The organism is Wolbachia endosymbiont of Oedothorax gibbosus, from assembly GCF_936270435.1.
Taxonomy (GTDB): Bacteria; Pseudomonadota; Alphaproteobacteria; order Rickettsiales; family Anaplasmataceae; genus Wolbachia.
The window spans coordinates 873130-889463 of record NZ_OW370567.1; the positions used below are offsets into that span (position 1 = coordinate 873130).

Sequence of the window (16334 nt, forward strand, 5' to 3'; positions counted from 1 at the left end):
AGTGCGTGACACTGGGATCTAAACTGCAAGTAATGCATTGGGTTTTGTGAATATGGGTTTTGCGTTATAGAATGAAACACTTTTGGTGAATTTGTAAAGAAAACTAGATCCCAATGTCTGGGCACTGGGATGACAAAGAAATAGGTACTAGGATGACACCTACGCACGCTCACTTTGTCATTCCAGCGTGTGACCAGAAAAAACATAGACCCCAAGTGTCAGCTACTTTCATGACATCATTATAAAGTGTCACGCGCTGGGATGATGAAGAAAGAGCGTAAGGCATTGTGTTTTACGTTGTGCATTTTATTGACTGACACTATAAACAACATCCTTACAATTATGAGACTGAACCACAACTTGCTCAAGCATTAAGCTGATGCGTTTAGCGTCTTTACTGTGGTTTTCCCCAAGAACGTTTGTTCTTTCTCGTTTTATTTCCTCAATGAATTTCTCATTAACACTTTTAGTGTCAATCTCTTCCTGAGAATATATAAGATTAGTGCAATTTGTTTTTCTATAATAATGCACACTAAGACATATAATTGATAATGCAAGTATACCAGAACCTATAAGTAATGATAATCCTATGTTGTTAGTCAAAGGGTTCTGGTAAAGTTTTTGTACATTATTAATACCACCTTCCGCATACAGCAATAAAGGAAGTGCTACATTTGCAGCAACTACACCGGTCAGTAATGCAGTAAATAGTGGCCTATTGTTAATCACTGATTCTATTTTATTAGTTCTACTAACTACTTTTTCGTCAATGTTGATGAAGTCGTTTTTAGCTTCCCAAGCGTTAAGTAGAAAATTTGAATGAGTGCCATTACTATATTCCAGCCTTACAGATTTTATCGCTTTGTCCTTTGGCTGGTATTCCAGCACTTCAGCTAAAATTTCATCTGCATTTTTTCCTTGAGTTTGATATTCTTCGGTATTTATAAACTGTTTTATTCCAAGAAACATTGGACTAATTGCAAGCAATGAAGCACCTGCAATAATCGGTACGATGGTATAGAGCGGACTGTTTGCAAAGAACGCAATAAATTTTGCTTTATCTTGTAAGTATAATAAAGCTGCAGATGTGCTGAGTATAATAGCAGTTGCACCAAAAATTATAAAACCCTTCTGCTGCATGGCATATTTTGCTCTTGGCCAGGATCTGTTTGCTTTCTTACTCTCTAAAGTTGCATTGCTATTTGTATCAAATTCACTCAAAGACTTTTCAGAGCCATCTTCGCTTTTATACGATGGTGGAGGAGTTAAAGGTGTACTGCCGGATAGACCTACTTTTTTAGAAGGATCTTTCTCTTCTGAGTTTTGACCACCTATTCCACTATCTGAACTCTCTTTCGAAGTTTTTTTACTATGATTCTCCGGACCATCATCAACTGGATTCTCAAGATTCTGTATAGGCTCTTTAATCCATTTTCCTACTTTGTCTAAATAACCATCATCCCCTGCTCCGTCTGTTCCTATTGTTGGCTCACTAGATACATTAACCCCTTTAAATGCAATATTGTTTATCTCCTCTTCCCTGATATCAACTTCTGCTATTTCTTGATCTATATTTTCTAAGAGACCCTTCATATCTTTTTCTAATAATCCTTCCTTGATGCTTTTATAAAAGTCATCAGCAGGATTAATGCCCCGCTGATTACCATCAACTAACATGACTTTTTGCGGTAACATACCTTTGTCTTTCTTATATGCTTTTAAAAGAGATAAAACACATAGATGTTTTCCAATTTGTGGATCTTGACACTTAGTCATTTTTTCATCTACTTCTGCTGAATCTAATGAATCTTCAATTTGTAGATCTTGACGCTTAGTTGTTCCTTCAAATACTTTGATACTTTGTGTCTCCCCTTCTGTTAAACCTAAATGATTTTTCACTACATACTCTACTACTTTGGGATAGCTTGACGTTACAATATTAACTTTTACTACGCTTGAAAGTGCAAACTGCAATACAGACTTTAGCTTTGCTTCATTTTTGATTCCTGAACCTTCCTTTTGTAAAAATTCTTTTATTTTTTCTTTAGTTACTGCATTTTCTTCGCCAGAATTATAATCACTATATCCATTGGATGCAAAGAATCTGCACATAAACCCATTGGTAATAGTTTGATTAAAGTCAAATATTAATAGTGTATTATTTCCTGCCATACCCAGCACAGCACTTGAGATAGCATTTCCTGCTTCTTCAGGTGATGGTGGATTTGTTTCTTCACCATTTTTTTTGGGAGTACTTGTTCTAGGTGTTGGAATTGGTGTGAAGTTATTTTCATTTACTGATCCAGGCATATTTGCTCCAAAATTGATTACAATGCTCTTTTGATTACGCTATAGTTATTAAGATGTAGTAAATACCAATTTACAGATAATGTATCTGTTTAGCAGAGTGGCAAAATAAGGTAGACGAGAAAAGACAACTATAGGAACAAATGGGTGTCATGCAAGTAGCCCCTCTTCTGTCATCCCAGTGCGTGACACTGGGATCTAATTTTACTTTATGATGACGTCATGAAAGTAGCTGACATTGGGATCCAGTCCTTTCACACAAAAAACGTTGTAAACCTCAGTTATGGATTAGAAAATAGATAAAAGTATAACTAAGAAGAGGGAAACAGGGTAAACTCGAGTATTTTAGTAATAATAAGAGGTTACCCATGAAGAAAGATATTACAGAACTGTACTGTTGCGTCGAGGATTTTTGTCGTGCGGTAGATGATAATTTTGCAAATAGGTTCTTATCAAACGGCAAAAAACCAACCAGAGTACCAGAAATAGCGCACTCAGAAATTCTAACCATAATCCTATTATACCATAAATCACCATGTAAAAACTTCAAGGCTTTTTATCTTTGTTATCTTCAGTTATTCTATAGATCAGAGTTTTCAAAGCTGCCTTCATATCACAGATTTATTGCCTTAAAGCCGCGAGTTTTGTGGTATTTAGCATTACTTTTGCAATGGTTTTGTGAACAAGCAAAAATGACCGGGATTTCCTACATAGATTCTACTTCAAACCTCAGTTATGGATTAGAAAATAGATAAAAGTATAACTAAGAAGAGGGAAACAGGGTAAACTCGAGTATTTTAGTAATAATAAGAGGTTACCCATGAAGAAAGATATTACAGAACTGTACTGTTGCGTCGAGGATTTTTGTCGTGCGGTAGATGATAATTTTGCAAATAGGTTCTTATCAAACGGCAAAAAACCAACCAGAGTACCAGAAATAGCGCACTCAGAAATTCTAACCATAATCCTATTATACCATAAATCACCATGTAAAAACTTCAAGGCTTTTTATCTTTGTTATCTTCAGTTATTCTATAGATCAGAGTTTTCAAAGCTGCCTTCATATCACAGATTTATTGCCTTAAAGCCGCGAGTTTTGTGGTATTTAGCATTACTTTTGCAATGGTTTTGTGAACAAGCAAAAATGACCGGGATTTCCTACATAGATTCTACTTCAATAGCAGTATGCCATCGAAAAAGAATCTCAAGAAATAAGGTTTTCAAAGGATTAGCAGAGTTAGGAAAGAATACTTACGGCTGGTTTTTTGGTTTTAAATTACATGTAGTAATCAATGAAATAGGTGAAATTCAAGGTGTTACGCTAACCAGAGGTAACGTCGATGACAGAAAACCTGTACCAACTCTAACCAAAAAACTAACTGGACTTTTGTTTGGAGATAAGGGCTATATAAAGAAAGAGCTCTTTGAGAAACTATTCGATAGAGGTCTAAAACTCGTCACTAAAGTGAAAAAAGGTATGAAAAATGCACTGATTTCGCTGAAAGAGAAGATTTTACTAGGGAAAAGATCGATTGTTGAAACGGTTTTTGGCTGCCTAAAAAACAAATTTGAACTTGAGCACACTCGGCATAGATCCACAGTAAATTTCTTGGTACATATTTTTTCTACCCTCATTTCTTATTCAATGCAATCGAAAAAGCCCTGTATTTCTCAGCTTTACTTCGTTGGTTAATCCATAACTGGGGTTTCAATAGCAGTATGCCATCGAAAAAGAATCTCAAGAAATAAGGTTTTCAAAGGATTAGCAGAGTTAGGAAAGAATACTTACGGCTGGTTTTTTGGTTTTAAATTACATGTAGTAATCAATGAAATAGGTGAAATTCAAGGTGTTACGCTAACCAGAGGTAACGTCGATGACAGAAAACCTGTACCAACTCTAACCAAAAAACTAACTGGACTTTTGTTTGGAGATAAGGGCTATATAAAGAAAGAGCTCTTTGAGAAACTATTCGATAGAGGTCTAAAACTCGTCACTAAAGTGAAAAAAGGTATGAAAAATGCACTGATTTCGCTGAAAGAGAAGATTTTACTAGGGAAAAGATCGATTGTTGAAACGGTTTTTGGCTGCCTAAAAAACAAATTTGAACTTGAGCACACTCGGCATAGATCCACAGTAAATTTCTTGGTACATATTTTTTCTACCCTCATTTCTTATTCAATGCAATCGAAAAAGCCCTGTATTTCTCAGCTTTACTTCGTTGGTTAATCCATAACTGGGGTTGTAAAGGCTTTCGTGTTTACCAACTTAGTGCCCAATCTGGATCCCAGACTGGGATGACAAGAAAGGGAGCACTGGAATTTTTGTTTCAGCATTAGCCATGCATCTGAACAGATACCGGATAATTATTAGTATAGAAATTGTCTATCAAAGATCCTTTCATTCAGAGGGTAATCCTTGTCAAAAAGCAAAGTGATTGTGTTCTCATGGTCTTTTTGTATTTTTATCTGTGATATGTCATGAAACTCCTTGTAATCTGATACTACAAGTGCTGGACGGTTTTTTGTGTCGTTAATGTCAATTTGTACTACCGTATCGTTTGATATTAGCGCTCCATTCCAATGCCTTGGGTAATAGCTATTGATGGAGGTCAATGCAAGTAAGTTTGAATTTAGTGGCAAAATTGGACCGCCGGCAGAGAAGTTATATGCAGTGCTGCCTGTGGGAGTAGATAATATTACTCCATCCCCTCTAAATTTTTCTACTTTTAGTTTATCATTAATAGTAATATTCATCTCTACTATTTGGTTTGCTTTTCTAAAAACATATACTTCGTTTACCGCTATATAGTGGTATTTCTTGCCACTTATGTCTGTGGCTTCCATTTTTAGCAAAGTTAACTGAGCTAAGGTTGCATGCTCTATATGATCAATTAAATCTTTAAAGCATTTATTCATCAAAAACCCAACATTGCCAGTATTTACTCCGTATACGTGTGTGTTTTTGTTTTCTATAACGTAATTATGCAAGGTGCGTAGCATAAAGCCATCACCGCCAACAACTATCAATAGATCGATTTCGGACTTATTTTCTTCTGTTATATTGATAAAATTAAGTTTCTTTAATAGTTTAGATACTTCCTGGGACTTTGGTGATGGAGAAGCAACATAGGCTATATTTTTGTATTTATGCATGCTTCAGTAAACTCTCTAAAACTTAAAGAGGAGGAAAATTAGAAAATGCTTCCATATTTATCGTTAAACTTAGCTAATTTGCTAGTTTTACTTGCTGACCCGCTTGTCAAACTTCCAGTCCATGCAGGGTGAGTGAGAGGATCTCTATCAAGCTTTACCCTATCTCCTTCCTTTCCATAGGTTGAACGAGTTTCAAACTCTTGACCGTCTGTCATAACTATAATAATTTTATGATAATTCATTGTTGCTTATAAACTTTTAGTCAGTTAACATTCTAGTGAACTTAATTCACTAAGTCAATCATTATTCTAAAATATTGACAAAAAATAAATAAAATGTTATCCTTAATAAGGAATAAATAATAGTTATCATGATTTTTGCTTTCCCTGGTCAGGGCTCTCAGTTTGTAGGAATGGGAAAGAGCTTATATAGTGAATTTTCAGTTGCAAGACAAGTATTTGATGAAGTAGATAGCATATTGGGTAGAAAGCTGTCTCATTTAATCTTCAACGGTCCTATTGAAGAATTAACCATTACAGAAAACGCTCAGCCAGCTATAATGGCAGTGTCAATCGCGACGCTACGTGTTATGGAGCATGTGTTTGGCAAATCTCTTTTCACTGATCACAACGTTAAGTATGTTTGTGGGCATTCAGTTGGCGAGTATACAGCGCTGTGTGCTGCAGGGGCGTTAACACTTGAGTCTGCAATCAAGCTGCTAAAAGTTCGCAGCGAAGCAATGCATGAAGCTTCACTGAAATGTAAAGGCGGAATGGTCGCATTGCTTGGAGCAGAGATAAATGAAGTGGAAGATATATTAAAATCAGTTCAAATTGACGGAATTTGTGAAATTGCAAACGATAATGGCGGTGGGCAGGTAGTGGTAAGTGGTACTACAGAAGCCCTTGAGATGTTACCTGATTTATTCAAAAACTCGAGTGTGAGGAAATTAATTAAATTACAGGTTAGTGGGCCTTTTCATTCATCTCTTATGAAACCTGCTGATGAAAAAGTTTTGGAGTTTTTGAAGGGTATTAAAATAACCCGTCCTATAGTTCCTTTGATATCAAATGTTACAGCTAAAGAGGAGAGTGATCCCAAAGTTATAAAAACTTTACTCGCCAAGCAAGTTGTAATCAGAGTGAGGTGGCAAGAAATGGTTTTGTATACGTCAAGCCGTGGCATTAACAAATTTGTTGAAATTGGCCCTAATAAAGTTTTATCCAATTTGGTCAAAAGAATTGATCAATCTATCAGTACAAAAAATATAGATAGTATTGGTGATATTGACAGCTTCTTTAGTGAATCATTAGTATTAACAGCGAAAAATTTAAAAGTTGGATTAAGTTAAAACACATCTATTTGGTGTTACCCAAGTAATATTGTAAGAACATTGCAATTTGGGCCTAACAAGAATGCAACTTCGATGTCATCCCAGTGCCCAGACACTGGGATCCAGAAAAATTGATTGTGCACTATACAACATAAAAGCTGGATTCCAGACTGGAATGACACCTTTCCGGTGTCTCAAACTACAACAGCTGTGCATATCCAGTTAGAGAGTAATGCGAAAAATTATACAATCAACAAACTGCCTGTCATTTCGTTTGGTTTTTTAATTCCAAGTAGCTGTAAAATAGTAGGGGCAATATCAGATAACCTTCCGTCTCTTAGTTTTAGATTATCGCAAGACACAATAAATGGCACTTTATTTAGAGTGTGTGCTGTATGAGGTGTATTATTTTCTTCATCGAACATACATTCCACATTACCGTGGTCTGCAGTAACAATTAATGCGGTGTTGCTTGACTTTTTAACAGCACTCAGCACTTTCGCAAGACAACCATCTACAGCTAGCACAGCTTTCTCGGCTGCTTTTATATTACCTGTATGTCCCACCATATCAGGGTTAGCGTAATTTACAACTATCAGTGCGAATTCTTGGGAGTGAATTTTTTCTACAAGCTTTTCTGTGAGCTCAAAGGCTGACATTTCAGGTTGCAGATCATAAGTTTTAACTTTTGGTGAAGGAATTAGTATTCTTTCTTCACCGAAGAAAGGTTCTTCTCTTCCGCAATTGAAAAAGAAAGTCACATGAGCGTATTTCTCAGTTTCGGCGATGCGTAATTGTTGTAATTTATTGTCTGCTATTACCTGTCCTAAAGTGTTAGCAAAAGATATAGGAGGAAAAAGACAAGGAATTTTTAAGTCCGCTTTGTATTGCATCATGCTTAGAATTGAAGAGAATGGTTTTCGTTTATGACCTTCTGTCGTACGAGTAGTTTGACCATAGATTCCAGCGTCACGCGCTGCTGATTGGTTTAATAAAATACTTGCTAATTGTATCATTCGATCAGCACGAAAGTTAGCCAGTAACACTCCATCTTCTGGTTTTATACCTTGATAATCACCTATTACTGCAGGTTTTATAAACTCATCAGTTATATTATTTTGATAATTTTCATCAATCAACGATACTGCATTGTCATGACGAGGTGCCTTTGCAAATGCGATAGCCTCATAAGCCTCAATTGTTCTCTCCCACCTGTTATCACGGTCCATAGCATAGTAACGCCCAGAAACAGTAGCAATTCTTATATCGTTATTCTTTATACTCTCTTTAAATTCCTGAATACATTTTTTACATGAATTTGGCAATGTATCTCTGCCGTCTAAAAATGCATGTATCACCACTTTGATTCCACGCTGTGATATTTTTTTTGCTAAAGCTCCAATATGCTTTTGATGTGAATGAACACCACCATCTGACACTAATCCCACCAGATGGCATATACCATTCTTACTTTTTAGATTACTAATAAAACTTTGTAGATTTGCATTGTTTTCTATTGCTCCAATTTCTTGATTAATGCGCTGTAGACTTTGCATTACTACTCTACCACTGCCAATATTCATATGGCCAACTTCTGAATTACCTATTTGACCACCAGGTAAGCCAACATCAGTTCCACAGGCGGACAAACTGCATTTTGGATAATTAGAGCTAATATATTGCCAGCAAGGTGGACTTGCATTGCTAATAGCATTGTATTTACTGCTTTCTATTCCATTTCCCCAACCATCTAGTATACATAAGACGACTGATTTAAAATTCATACAAAAATTGACACTGGAAACCTCTAATGATACCAAAAAAAACTCTTCTCACAACTTTTGCGTTAAAGTAGGAGATAGAATAAATACATCAATGAAAGGCATCTTTCTTTTTCGTGAGAAATCTTTTGAAGATGCTTTGTGGGCGTTAATAAAGTTTAAACTCATCAATTTATCTTTTATAAATTTAATTATTCTTTTTTTACTCATATCATTATTTCTTTTAATTCAGGAATCTTACCCGATTTTATAATGTGGCAGTGTGGTCTACTCTCCCTTCTCTAAAGATTTCGTTTACAGAATCTAGTAACTCAGCTATGCAGAATGAAGAAAGTTTGTATGGTATACAAATATAGTGTGTTTTTTTATAATTATTTTCTATAATGCATAAACTTTTGGTCCAAGCTATAAATGCTACCATAGGCATTAAAAGTTAATTAACAAACTGCAATGTATAATAAAATAAAGAAACTTATAAGATTTTGATCTTATAGATTATAAACTTGTCATAAAGTTTAATAGTGTCTGTTACTGCTTTTAGGTGTGAGGCTAGAGGGTTATTAGCAGTAACAGACACTATTAAACTTATTATAGAATTTACTTAAAGTAAATACTTAATTAAAAATATTATAATATTTTTAATTACAATAGATTTATGTAAACGCTTTTTTCCTCAATTAGTATTGTACTATTATACTTGTTGAATGCTAAAAAATTATTAACCATCACTAATCTCTATTTGCATAGTAAGTTTATATATACTATTATACAGTATATCATTTAGTTTTATAGCAAACAAACAAAAGATATGGTGAAGTTATTTGCACTATTGATAATATTTTACTCAAATATATCTGTTGCCTCTGCTCCTACTTCCTGGCAATTTGGATTTCCTGCTCCTGCAACTGAAGTAATGGAGGCTGTAGTTAGGTCACATTCGTTTGTGATGCTTGTGATGGTTGCAATAATGCTCTTTGTGTGGGCGCTGCTTGCTTATGTAGTATTTCGCTTTCGTAAAAGCAAAGTGGCAAATGTAAGCCAAACTAATCACAATGTTCTTTTAGAAATTGTTTGGTTTGTTATACCAACGATTATTGTTGGAATATTAGCCTTTGAAAACGCTAAATTACTGAAGCTACAGGAAGAAATACCGAAAGCTGATATAACACTAAAAGTTATTGGCCATCAATGGTATTGGAGCTACCAATATCCAGAATATCAAGGTGTGTCATTTGATAGTTATATTAAGGGAAAAGAAGACTTTATCGAAGGAGATTTAAAGCTATTCTCTGTTGATAACAACATCATTTTACCCGTTAATACTAACGTTCGTTTACAAGTTACAGCAGGAGATGTGATACACAGTTGGGGAGTACCGGCTTTCGGTGTAAAAATTGATGCGATACCAGGTAGGCTGAATGAGGCGTGGTTTAATATCAAAAAGCCTGGTGTTTATTATGGGCAGTGCTACGAATTGTGTGGTCAAGGCCATGGATTTATGCCAATTGTTGTTGAAGCAGTAAGCAAAGAAGATTTTAATAAGTGGATTGAAAATAGAAAATTAGTGAGTTAAATTTGGAGTATAGATATGAGTGACGCACCAAAGGGCATAAAGCGTTGGTTGTTTTCCACCAACCATAAAGACATAGGGACACTGTACATTATTTTTTCCATATTAGCTGGAATTATTGGTGGATTATTATCGGTGATTATTCGCACTCAGCTAATGCACATTAATATACTTAACAATAACTATCAATTATATAACGTAATGGTTACAGGGCATGCGTTGATAATGGTGTTTTTCATGATAATGCCAGCCCTCATGGGAGGATTTGGTAACTGGTTTGTACCTCTCATGATTGGCGCACCAGATATGGCATTTCCTCGTATGAATAATTTAAGTTTTTGGTTGTTAGTGTCATCTTTTATTTTGCTCATTCTCTCAGTGTTTATTGGTGAAGGTCCAGGTACAGGTTGGACTTTATATCCACCTTTATCACAGGTAATGTCCCATCCAAGTGCAGGAGTTGACCTTGCTATACTTGCACTCCACGTTGCTGGTATGTCGTCAATTGTTGGGGCGATCAACTTTATAGTTACTATATTTAACATGCGCGCAAAAGGAATGTCATTAACTAAGATGCCACTGTTTGTTTGGTCTGTCTTGCTAACAGCATTTATGTTGATTGTTGCCTTACCGGTGCTTGCCGGTGCTATAACTATGCTTCTTACTGATCGCAATATTGGTACTTCCTTTTTTGATCCTGCCGGTGGTGGTGACCCTGTGTTATTTCAACATTTATTTTGGTTTTTTGGTCATCCAGAAGTTTACGTAATTATTTTTCCTGCATTTGGCATCATAAGTCAGGTTGTATCAACTTTTTCTCACAGACCTGTATTTGGTTACATAGGGATGGTTTATGCAATGATAGGTATAGCAGTATTTGGCTTTATGGTTTGGGCTCATCATATGTTCACTGTTGGGCTTAGTGCTGACGCTGCTGCATTTTTTAGCACTACCACAATTTTTATCGGTGTTATAACTGGTGTAAAAGTCTTTAGCTGGATTGCAACTATGTGGGGTGGAGCAATTGAGTTTAAGACCCCTATGCTATTTGCACTAGGTTTTATTTTTATGTTTGTTGGCGGTGGCATAACGGGAATAATTCTTTCTCATGGTGGAATAGATAAGCTCTTGCACGACACCTATTATGTTGTTGCTCACTTCCATTATGTCATGTCACTTGCTGCATTATTTGGAGCTTTTGCTGGCTTTTATTATTGGATTGGTAAAATGTCGGGTAAACAATATAATGAGCGCTTAGGTCAAATCCACTTTTGGCTTACTTTTATTAGCACCAATATCACTTTTTTACCTCAACATTTCTTAGGATTAGCTGGTATGCCAAGGCGTATACCTGATTATCCTGATGCGTTTATCCCTTGGAATTATATATCCTCAATTGGCTCATATATGTCCTTTATTTCAGTTATGTTTTTTGTGTTTATAGTTATACATCTCTTCAAATGGGGCAAGAAAGCTGGAGATAATCCTTGGGAAGGTAACACCTTGGAATGGACGGTATCTTCACCACCGCCTTTTCATACTTTCGAAAAACCACCAGTGATAAAATAGAATGTACACAAGTGTTTTGCTAAATGTTGAATCAACAATACTGGATTTTTGGCGTTTGCTGAAGCCAAGGATAATGTATCTTGTGGTATTTACTGCAGTTGCTGGTATGGTTACTGCACCAGGTGGTATGCACCCTTTTCTAGCACTAATATCTCTTGTATGTGTTGCTCTTGGCTCAGGATCTGCAGGTGCTATAAATATGTGGTATGACAGAGACATAGATCTGCTCATGGAAAGGACAAAAAACCGCCCTATACCCTCAGGCAGAATTCTTGCAGAAAGTGCGCTTGAATTTGGTATAACTCTTGGAATATTGTCAGTATTTATCATGGCAATAGCAGTAAACTATATTTCTGCTGTTTTACTTGCAATCAGCATATTGTTTTACGTTTTCGTATATACGATCTGGCTCAAAAGACGCACTCCGCAGAATATCGTTATCGGTGGTGCAGCAGGTGCTTTCCCTCCAATGATTGGCTGGGCAGCTGTGACTAATTCTGTAAGTTGGGAAAGTTTCATTTTATTTTTAGTAATTTTTATCTGGACTCCACCACACTTTTGGGCCTTATCTTTAAATAAGTCTGAAGACTATGCAAAGGCATCGATTCCAATGTTCAATATTGTTTATGGTCCAAAGAAAACAAGAAGGTATATATTAATTTATAGTGTTTTGCTGGTGCTAACTAGCTTGCTTCCAGCTCTATTCTTGAAGAAGACTCTATTTTACCTAAGTATGGCAATTTTTGCAGGTTGCATCTTTATTTGGTACGCTATATCAATTCTCAGATTCAAGAACCACACTTCACAGAAACAAATGTTTTCTTATTCAATTTCTTATCTATTCTTCCTTTTTGCTAGTATTATTTTTTGTTCTATTGATTTATTTTAATTATGAAAGAACGGCAGAAGCACAAAAACTATTTTTTACTTTTCCTTTTGGTAATGCTCGTTGTCACACTTTTTTTTGTTTCTATAATAAAATTTAAAGGTGCAGCTTAAACTACCTTTAGAAATTGTGCTTTCATAAAAGCAACTATATACTTTATTAATTCATTACAGTTAAAGATGAGCAAAAAGGAAGTGATAATATACACGGATGGAGCGTGTTCTGGTAATCCTGGAGCAGGAGGATGGGCAGCTATCATATTATTTCAAGATTACAGAAAAGACATTTATGGTAGAGAAGAAAATACCACAAACAATAAAATGGAGTTAACAGCGGTGATCAATGGGCTGAAAGTATTGAAATTTTCTTGTAATATTAATTTATATACGGATAGTCTTTATATTAAGTATGGCATAACAGAATGGATAAATAAGTGGAAAATGAATGGCTGGAAAACAAGTAATAAAAAATCAGTAAAAAATATGGAATTGTGGAAAGAGCTAGACAACGTTGCTTTACAACACGAAATTGATTGGAAGTGGGTTAAAGCACACAGTGGCGATAAGTATAATGAGGAGGCTGATAGTTTAGCAAGAAAAGCAATAATCGATGCTTAAAAAAATTACTATATTATTTTCCGTAGCTTTATTGTTCATATTGTGCTTCTTTATTTTTTTAAAGCCTTTAGAAATCAATATTAATTATATTAATTTTTATGTTAAACATAAAATATCAAAAATATTTGTTGGCTCAAGCGTTAATATGGAGAATACCTCAGTTGTTTGGCAGAAAGATGCGTATTTAGTCATTACAGATTTGGCAATAGTAAACCCCAATTTTACTATAAAAGTTCCTGAGCTTTTTGTACATTTTAAGTTAAGTTCCTTATTTAAAGCTAGCACAAATCTCTCTCAGGTTTCAGCTGATAATGTGCATGTATATATCAATCAGAAAGAAGCTGACTTTAAAGCAGTAAATTTTAATCTGCAAAACTCAGTAAAAACAGTAAGGGAATTTTTTTTTGACTTAAATGCGGGTTCAAAAATTGAATTTACTAACATCGCTATTAATAAAGGCACAGAAGATAAATTTTTTATTGATAAATTATATATAGGGAAGGGGGAAGATTTTAATGTTTTAGATATTCATGTAAATACAAAAGATGGAAAGGGATTTTTGGATGATTTGTCAATTACGATAAAAAATCGCAACAATTTGCTAAATGTGTACGGGACATTTTATAATCTAAAATTGGGACTATTGAGCGAGTTTTCTACATTAGTTAAAAGCTACAATTTGGACAAAAATATAGGATTCAAAGGAAGCTTCTCAGTGAAAATTAATAAAAAGGACGAAATTGTAGATGGAAATATATACGTATTGAATGTAGAAAATTCTTTGAACAAAAATTTGGCCTTAACTAATGTAAATATAAATTTAACATATAGTGATGGAATTATTAGTGTAAAAAACTTCCACTTTAAATTAAATGGTATGTATCTTTCTTTGATAGGCAAAATGAACTTTAGTACAAGTCATGCTTTGCTTAGAATTAATATTAGTAAGTTTGCTGCAAAGGATTTATGTACTTATGTACCAGATGGTGTAGTGAATAGTAAATTTAAAAGCTGGTATTGTGATAATATTAATGGGGATGTTTTAAATACCATTGTAAGTTTCAATGGCAAAATTAACAATTTGGTTGATGACGATCTGTCAGACATTGTAATTGTTGCTGATATAGAAAATGGTAGCGTAAAATTTGATGAAGATTTTGAGCAAGTAAAGGAACTAAAGAGTGATTTGATCATCAAGAATAACGATCTTAAAATTACTGTAAATAGTGCTAAGTTTCAGAATTTCACTATTAATGGCGGTGATATTGAAATGAAATCTCTCAATAAGGAAAATTCAGTTCTAACCATTAATGGCCAAGCTGTAAGTGATGCGTATGGTTTATATGAGCCTATAAGATTTAAGCTGGATGATGTGGTGAAGGTTGAAAGGGATAAAGTAAGTGGAATGGCAAAATCCGTATTTAATTTTCGCATTTTTAATCTAAACGTTGATGACAAAAAAGTAGATTTTTCGGCCAATTTTCATTCTGAAATTGACAATTTGGCCGTCTATAATGCAAGTCTTGGTAAATATGACATTAAGCTTAGTTTTGGCAGTGACTTTATAGATTTAAATGGTAGTGGTATGGTGAATAACACACAGCTATTATTTGACCTAAAAAGTAGCAATAGGAATGAAAGTTTTGCCTGGAATTTGACCGGAGATTTACCCGCTCAAATACTTGATTTTGATAGTGGCTATGTCAATACAAATATAGAATCGGTGATAAATCAAGATAAGACGGGGCATGTTAATGGTAATATAGATTTATCGGAGCTTGAATCACGTTCAAGTTATTTTGGGTGGAAAAATCACTTTGAAGATCATAATAAAGTTTTGTTCTCTGTAAAGTTAAAAGGTGCCGATGAATTGTTAATAGATAAATTAGACATTGTAGGAAGTGATTTAGATATAAAACTCAGCGGAGTATTAAAAAATGGAAATTTATATTTAAATTCTAGTAGTTTTAAATTGCCTGATAATGATTTTAGTATAGAAATTGAATCAGGTAAGGAGAAGAATGCCATAACTATTTATGGTGAGAAAATTAATTTGAGTGATATTTTAGGTTTACTTAGCAGAAATAGTAGTGGATCAAGCAGTAACATAGAAGTCAGTATGAATGTTGACAATGTAATTATGAAAGAAGGCATCGTTATCAAAAATGCTAAGCTGAATGTAACCTGTACTAAAGGTAATTGCAATGGAAGTCAATTTACAGGACAGTTTCTAGAAGATAGCAGCAACATACTAGCGGAATATAGTGGAGTAGGGCTCGAAATATATGCGGATAATTCAGGTATGCTTTTGCGTTCTTTAGGCATTAGTAAATCAGTCAAAAATGGTAAACTTTCTCTTTATCTATCTCCTCAGAGAGAAAATGAAGAACATTATGGCATGTTATCTATTAGTAATTTCTATATCAAAGATGCTCCACTACTCACTACTTTATTATCGATGTCTTCGCTTCCTGGTATTGTGAATGCTATAAAGGATGAAGGTGTATACTTTTATAAATGTAATGTACCTTTCTCATATAAAGATGGCTCTGTCGAAATTGAAGAATCTTGGCTTGAAGGGGCGGAATTAGGCATTAGCACTAGCGGTAAGCTCGACATTAGAAATTATAAATTCCAAGTTGAAGGACAGGTAATACCAGCATATTCAATTAATAAATCTTTGTTAAAAATTCCTATAATTGGGAAACTTCTTACTGGCGGAAAAAGTAGGGGAATCATTTCAATAGACTATAAAGCAAGTGGTGATGACAAAAACAATAACGTATCTGTTGATCTTATCTCTTCGCTAACTCCAAACCTATTAAAGAGGTTATTGGGAGTGTTTGATCGCATTATGACAAAAACTAACGAAGCTGTCATCGGTGGCTTAAAAGGTGGTGTGAAAAAGAAATTTGGTTTGGTATGACCAAAAGGTTTTTAAAAGGTTGAGGGTTAGTATCGAAAATTACATAATAGATATTATGGAAAATATGAGAAACACCGCCTCTCAGCAACCATTTTTGCTTCTTTCAGACAGCAACTCTCATATTAGTTAGTCAGGGTGCATCAGTAGTTGTACGCTAATGCTTATAGAAGAAAGAAGTTCCTATATACATAA

General features: G+C 34.7%; 11 protein-coding genes and 2 pseudogenes. 9 read left to right on the forward strand and 4 right to left on the reverse strand.

Going from position 1 to position 16334, the window contains the following annotated elements; translation table 11 throughout:
- Window positions 1–306: 306 nt before the first annotated feature.
- Entirely contained in the window at window positions 307–2310 is a 2004-nt protein-coding gene (locus tag NBW39_RS04400) for a hypothetical protein (protein WP_250294631.1), read from the reverse strand.
- A gap of 365 nt (window positions 2311–2675) precedes the next feature.
- Here NBW39_RS04400 and NBW39_RS04405 point away from each other — a divergent pair.
- The 3 genes and pseudogenes from NBW39_RS04405 to NBW39_RS04415 form a co-directional block, all read left to right on the forward strand.
- Window positions 2676–3032 (forward strand): annotated as a pseudogene (locus tag NBW39_RS04405) (IS982 family transposase); the annotation flags it as partial.
- A 95-nt stretch (window positions 3033–3127) separates the two neighbouring features.
- Window positions 3128–4000, forward strand: a complete 873-nt coding sequence (locus NBW39_RS04410; RefSeq protein ID WP_250294632.1) for an IS982 family transposase — start codon at window positions 3128–3130, stop codon at window positions 3998–4000.
- A 15-nt stretch (window positions 4001–4015) separates the two neighbouring features.
- A pseudogene (locus NBW39_RS04415) lies at window positions 4016–4534 on the forward strand (IS982 family transposase); the annotation flags it as partial.
- 140 nt (window positions 4535–4674) lie between these two features.
- On the opposite strand, the gene NBW39_RS04420 reads toward NBW39_RS04415, so the two are convergent.
- Window positions 4675–5460, reverse strand: coding sequence for an NAD kinase (locus NBW39_RS04420; protein ID WP_250294633.1), 786 nt, complete (start codon window positions 5458–5460; stop codon window positions 4675–4677).
- A 38-nt stretch (window positions 5461–5498) separates the two neighbouring features.
- Window positions 5499–5702, reverse strand: a complete 204-nt coding sequence (gene rpmE / locus NBW39_RS04425; RefSeq protein ID WP_250294634.1) for a 50S ribosomal protein L31 — start codon at window positions 5700–5702, stop codon at window positions 5499–5501.
- Between the two features lie 128 nt (window positions 5703–5830).
- Between rpmE and fabD the strand changes: the two genes are divergently transcribed.
- A complete protein-coding gene (gene fabD, locus NBW39_RS04430) occupies window positions 5831–6811 on the forward strand; it encodes an ACP S-malonyltransferase (protein ID WP_250294635.1) in 981 nt (326 codons plus the stop codon).
- 224 nt (window positions 6812–7035) lie between these two features.
- Here the strand turns inward: fabD and gpmI are convergent, their stop codons facing one another.
- Entirely contained in the window at window positions 7036–8577 is a 1542-nt protein-coding gene (gpmI, locus tag NBW39_RS04435) for a 2,3-bisphosphoglycerate-independent phosphoglycerate mutase (protein WP_250294636.1), read from the reverse strand.
- A gap of 805 nt (window positions 8578–9382) precedes the next feature.
- Between gpmI and coxB the strand changes: the two genes are divergently transcribed.
- The 5 genes from coxB (at window position 9383) to NBW39_RS04460 (ending at window position 16142) form a co-directional block, all read left to right on the forward strand.
- Complete coding sequence (gene coxB / locus NBW39_RS04440; RefSeq protein ID WP_182365661.1) at window positions 9383–10147, forward strand: cytochrome c oxidase subunit II; 765 nt, start codon at window positions 9383–9385, stop codon at window positions 10145–10147.
- A gap of 15 nt (window positions 10148–10162) precedes the next feature.
- A complete protein-coding gene (gene ctaD, locus NBW39_RS04445) occupies window positions 10163–11713 on the forward strand; it encodes a cytochrome c oxidase subunit I (RefSeq protein WP_250294637.1) in 1551 nt (516 codons plus the stop codon).
- Between the two features lies 1 nt (window position 11714).
- Window positions 11715–12602 (forward strand): heme o synthase, encoded by an 888-nt coding sequence (locus NBW39_RS04450; protein WP_250294638.1) that lies wholly within the window; start codon window positions 11715–11717, stop codon window positions 12600–12602.
- Between the two features lie 176 nt (window positions 12603–12778).
- A complete protein-coding gene (gene rnhA, locus NBW39_RS04455; protein ID WP_250294639.1) occupies window positions 12779–13216 on the forward strand; it encodes a ribonuclease HI in 438 nt (145 codons plus the stop codon).
- Complete coding sequence (locus NBW39_RS04460; RefSeq protein WP_250294640.1) at window positions 13209–16142, forward strand: YhdP family protein; 2934 nt, start codon at window positions 13209–13211, stop codon at window positions 16140–16142. Before rnhA ends, NBW39_RS04460 begins: the two co-directional genes overlap by 8 nt.
- The last annotated feature ends 192 nt before the right edge of the window (window positions 16143–16334 follow it).

Coding starts and splice junctions, on each gene's coding strand:
- NBW39_RS04400 (WP_250294631.1), bottom strand. CDS start 2,310: ATGCCTGGATCAGTAAATGAAAATAACTTCACACCAATTCCAACACCT.
- NBW39_RS04410 (WP_250294632.1), top strand. CDS start 3,128: ATGAAGAAAGATATTACAGAACTGTACTGTTGCGTCGAGGATTTTTGT.
- NBW39_RS04420 (WP_250294633.1), bottom strand. CDS start 5,460: ATGCATAAATACAAAAATATAGCCTATGTTGCTTCTCCATCACCAAAG.
- rpmE (WP_250294634.1), bottom strand. CDS start 5,702: ATGAATTATCATAAAATTATTATAGTTATGACAGACGGTCAAGAGTTT.
- fabD (WP_250294635.1), top strand. CDS start 5,831: ATGATTTTTGCTTTCCCTGGTCAGGGCTCTCAGTTTGTAGGAATGGGA.
- gpmI (WP_250294636.1), bottom strand. CDS start 8,577: ATGAATTTTAAATCAGTCGTCTTATGTATACTAGATGGTTGGGGAAAT.
- coxB (WP_182365661.1), top strand. CDS start 9,383: ATGGTGAAGTTATTTGCACTATTGATAATATTTTACTCAAATATATCT.
- ctaD (WP_250294637.1), top strand. CDS start 10,163: ATGAGTGACGCACCAAAGGGCATAAAGCGTTGGTTGTTTTCCACCAAC.
- NBW39_RS04450 (WP_250294638.1), top strand. CDS start 11,715: ATGTACACAAGTGTTTTGCTAAATGTTGAATCAACAATACTGGATTTT.
- rnhA (WP_250294639.1), top strand. CDS start 12,779: ATGAGCAAAAAGGAAGTGATAATATACACGGATGGAGCGTGTTCTGGT.
- NBW39_RS04460 (WP_250294640.1), top strand. CDS start 13,209: ATGCTTAAAAAAATTACTATATTATTTTCCGTAGCTTTATTGTTCATA.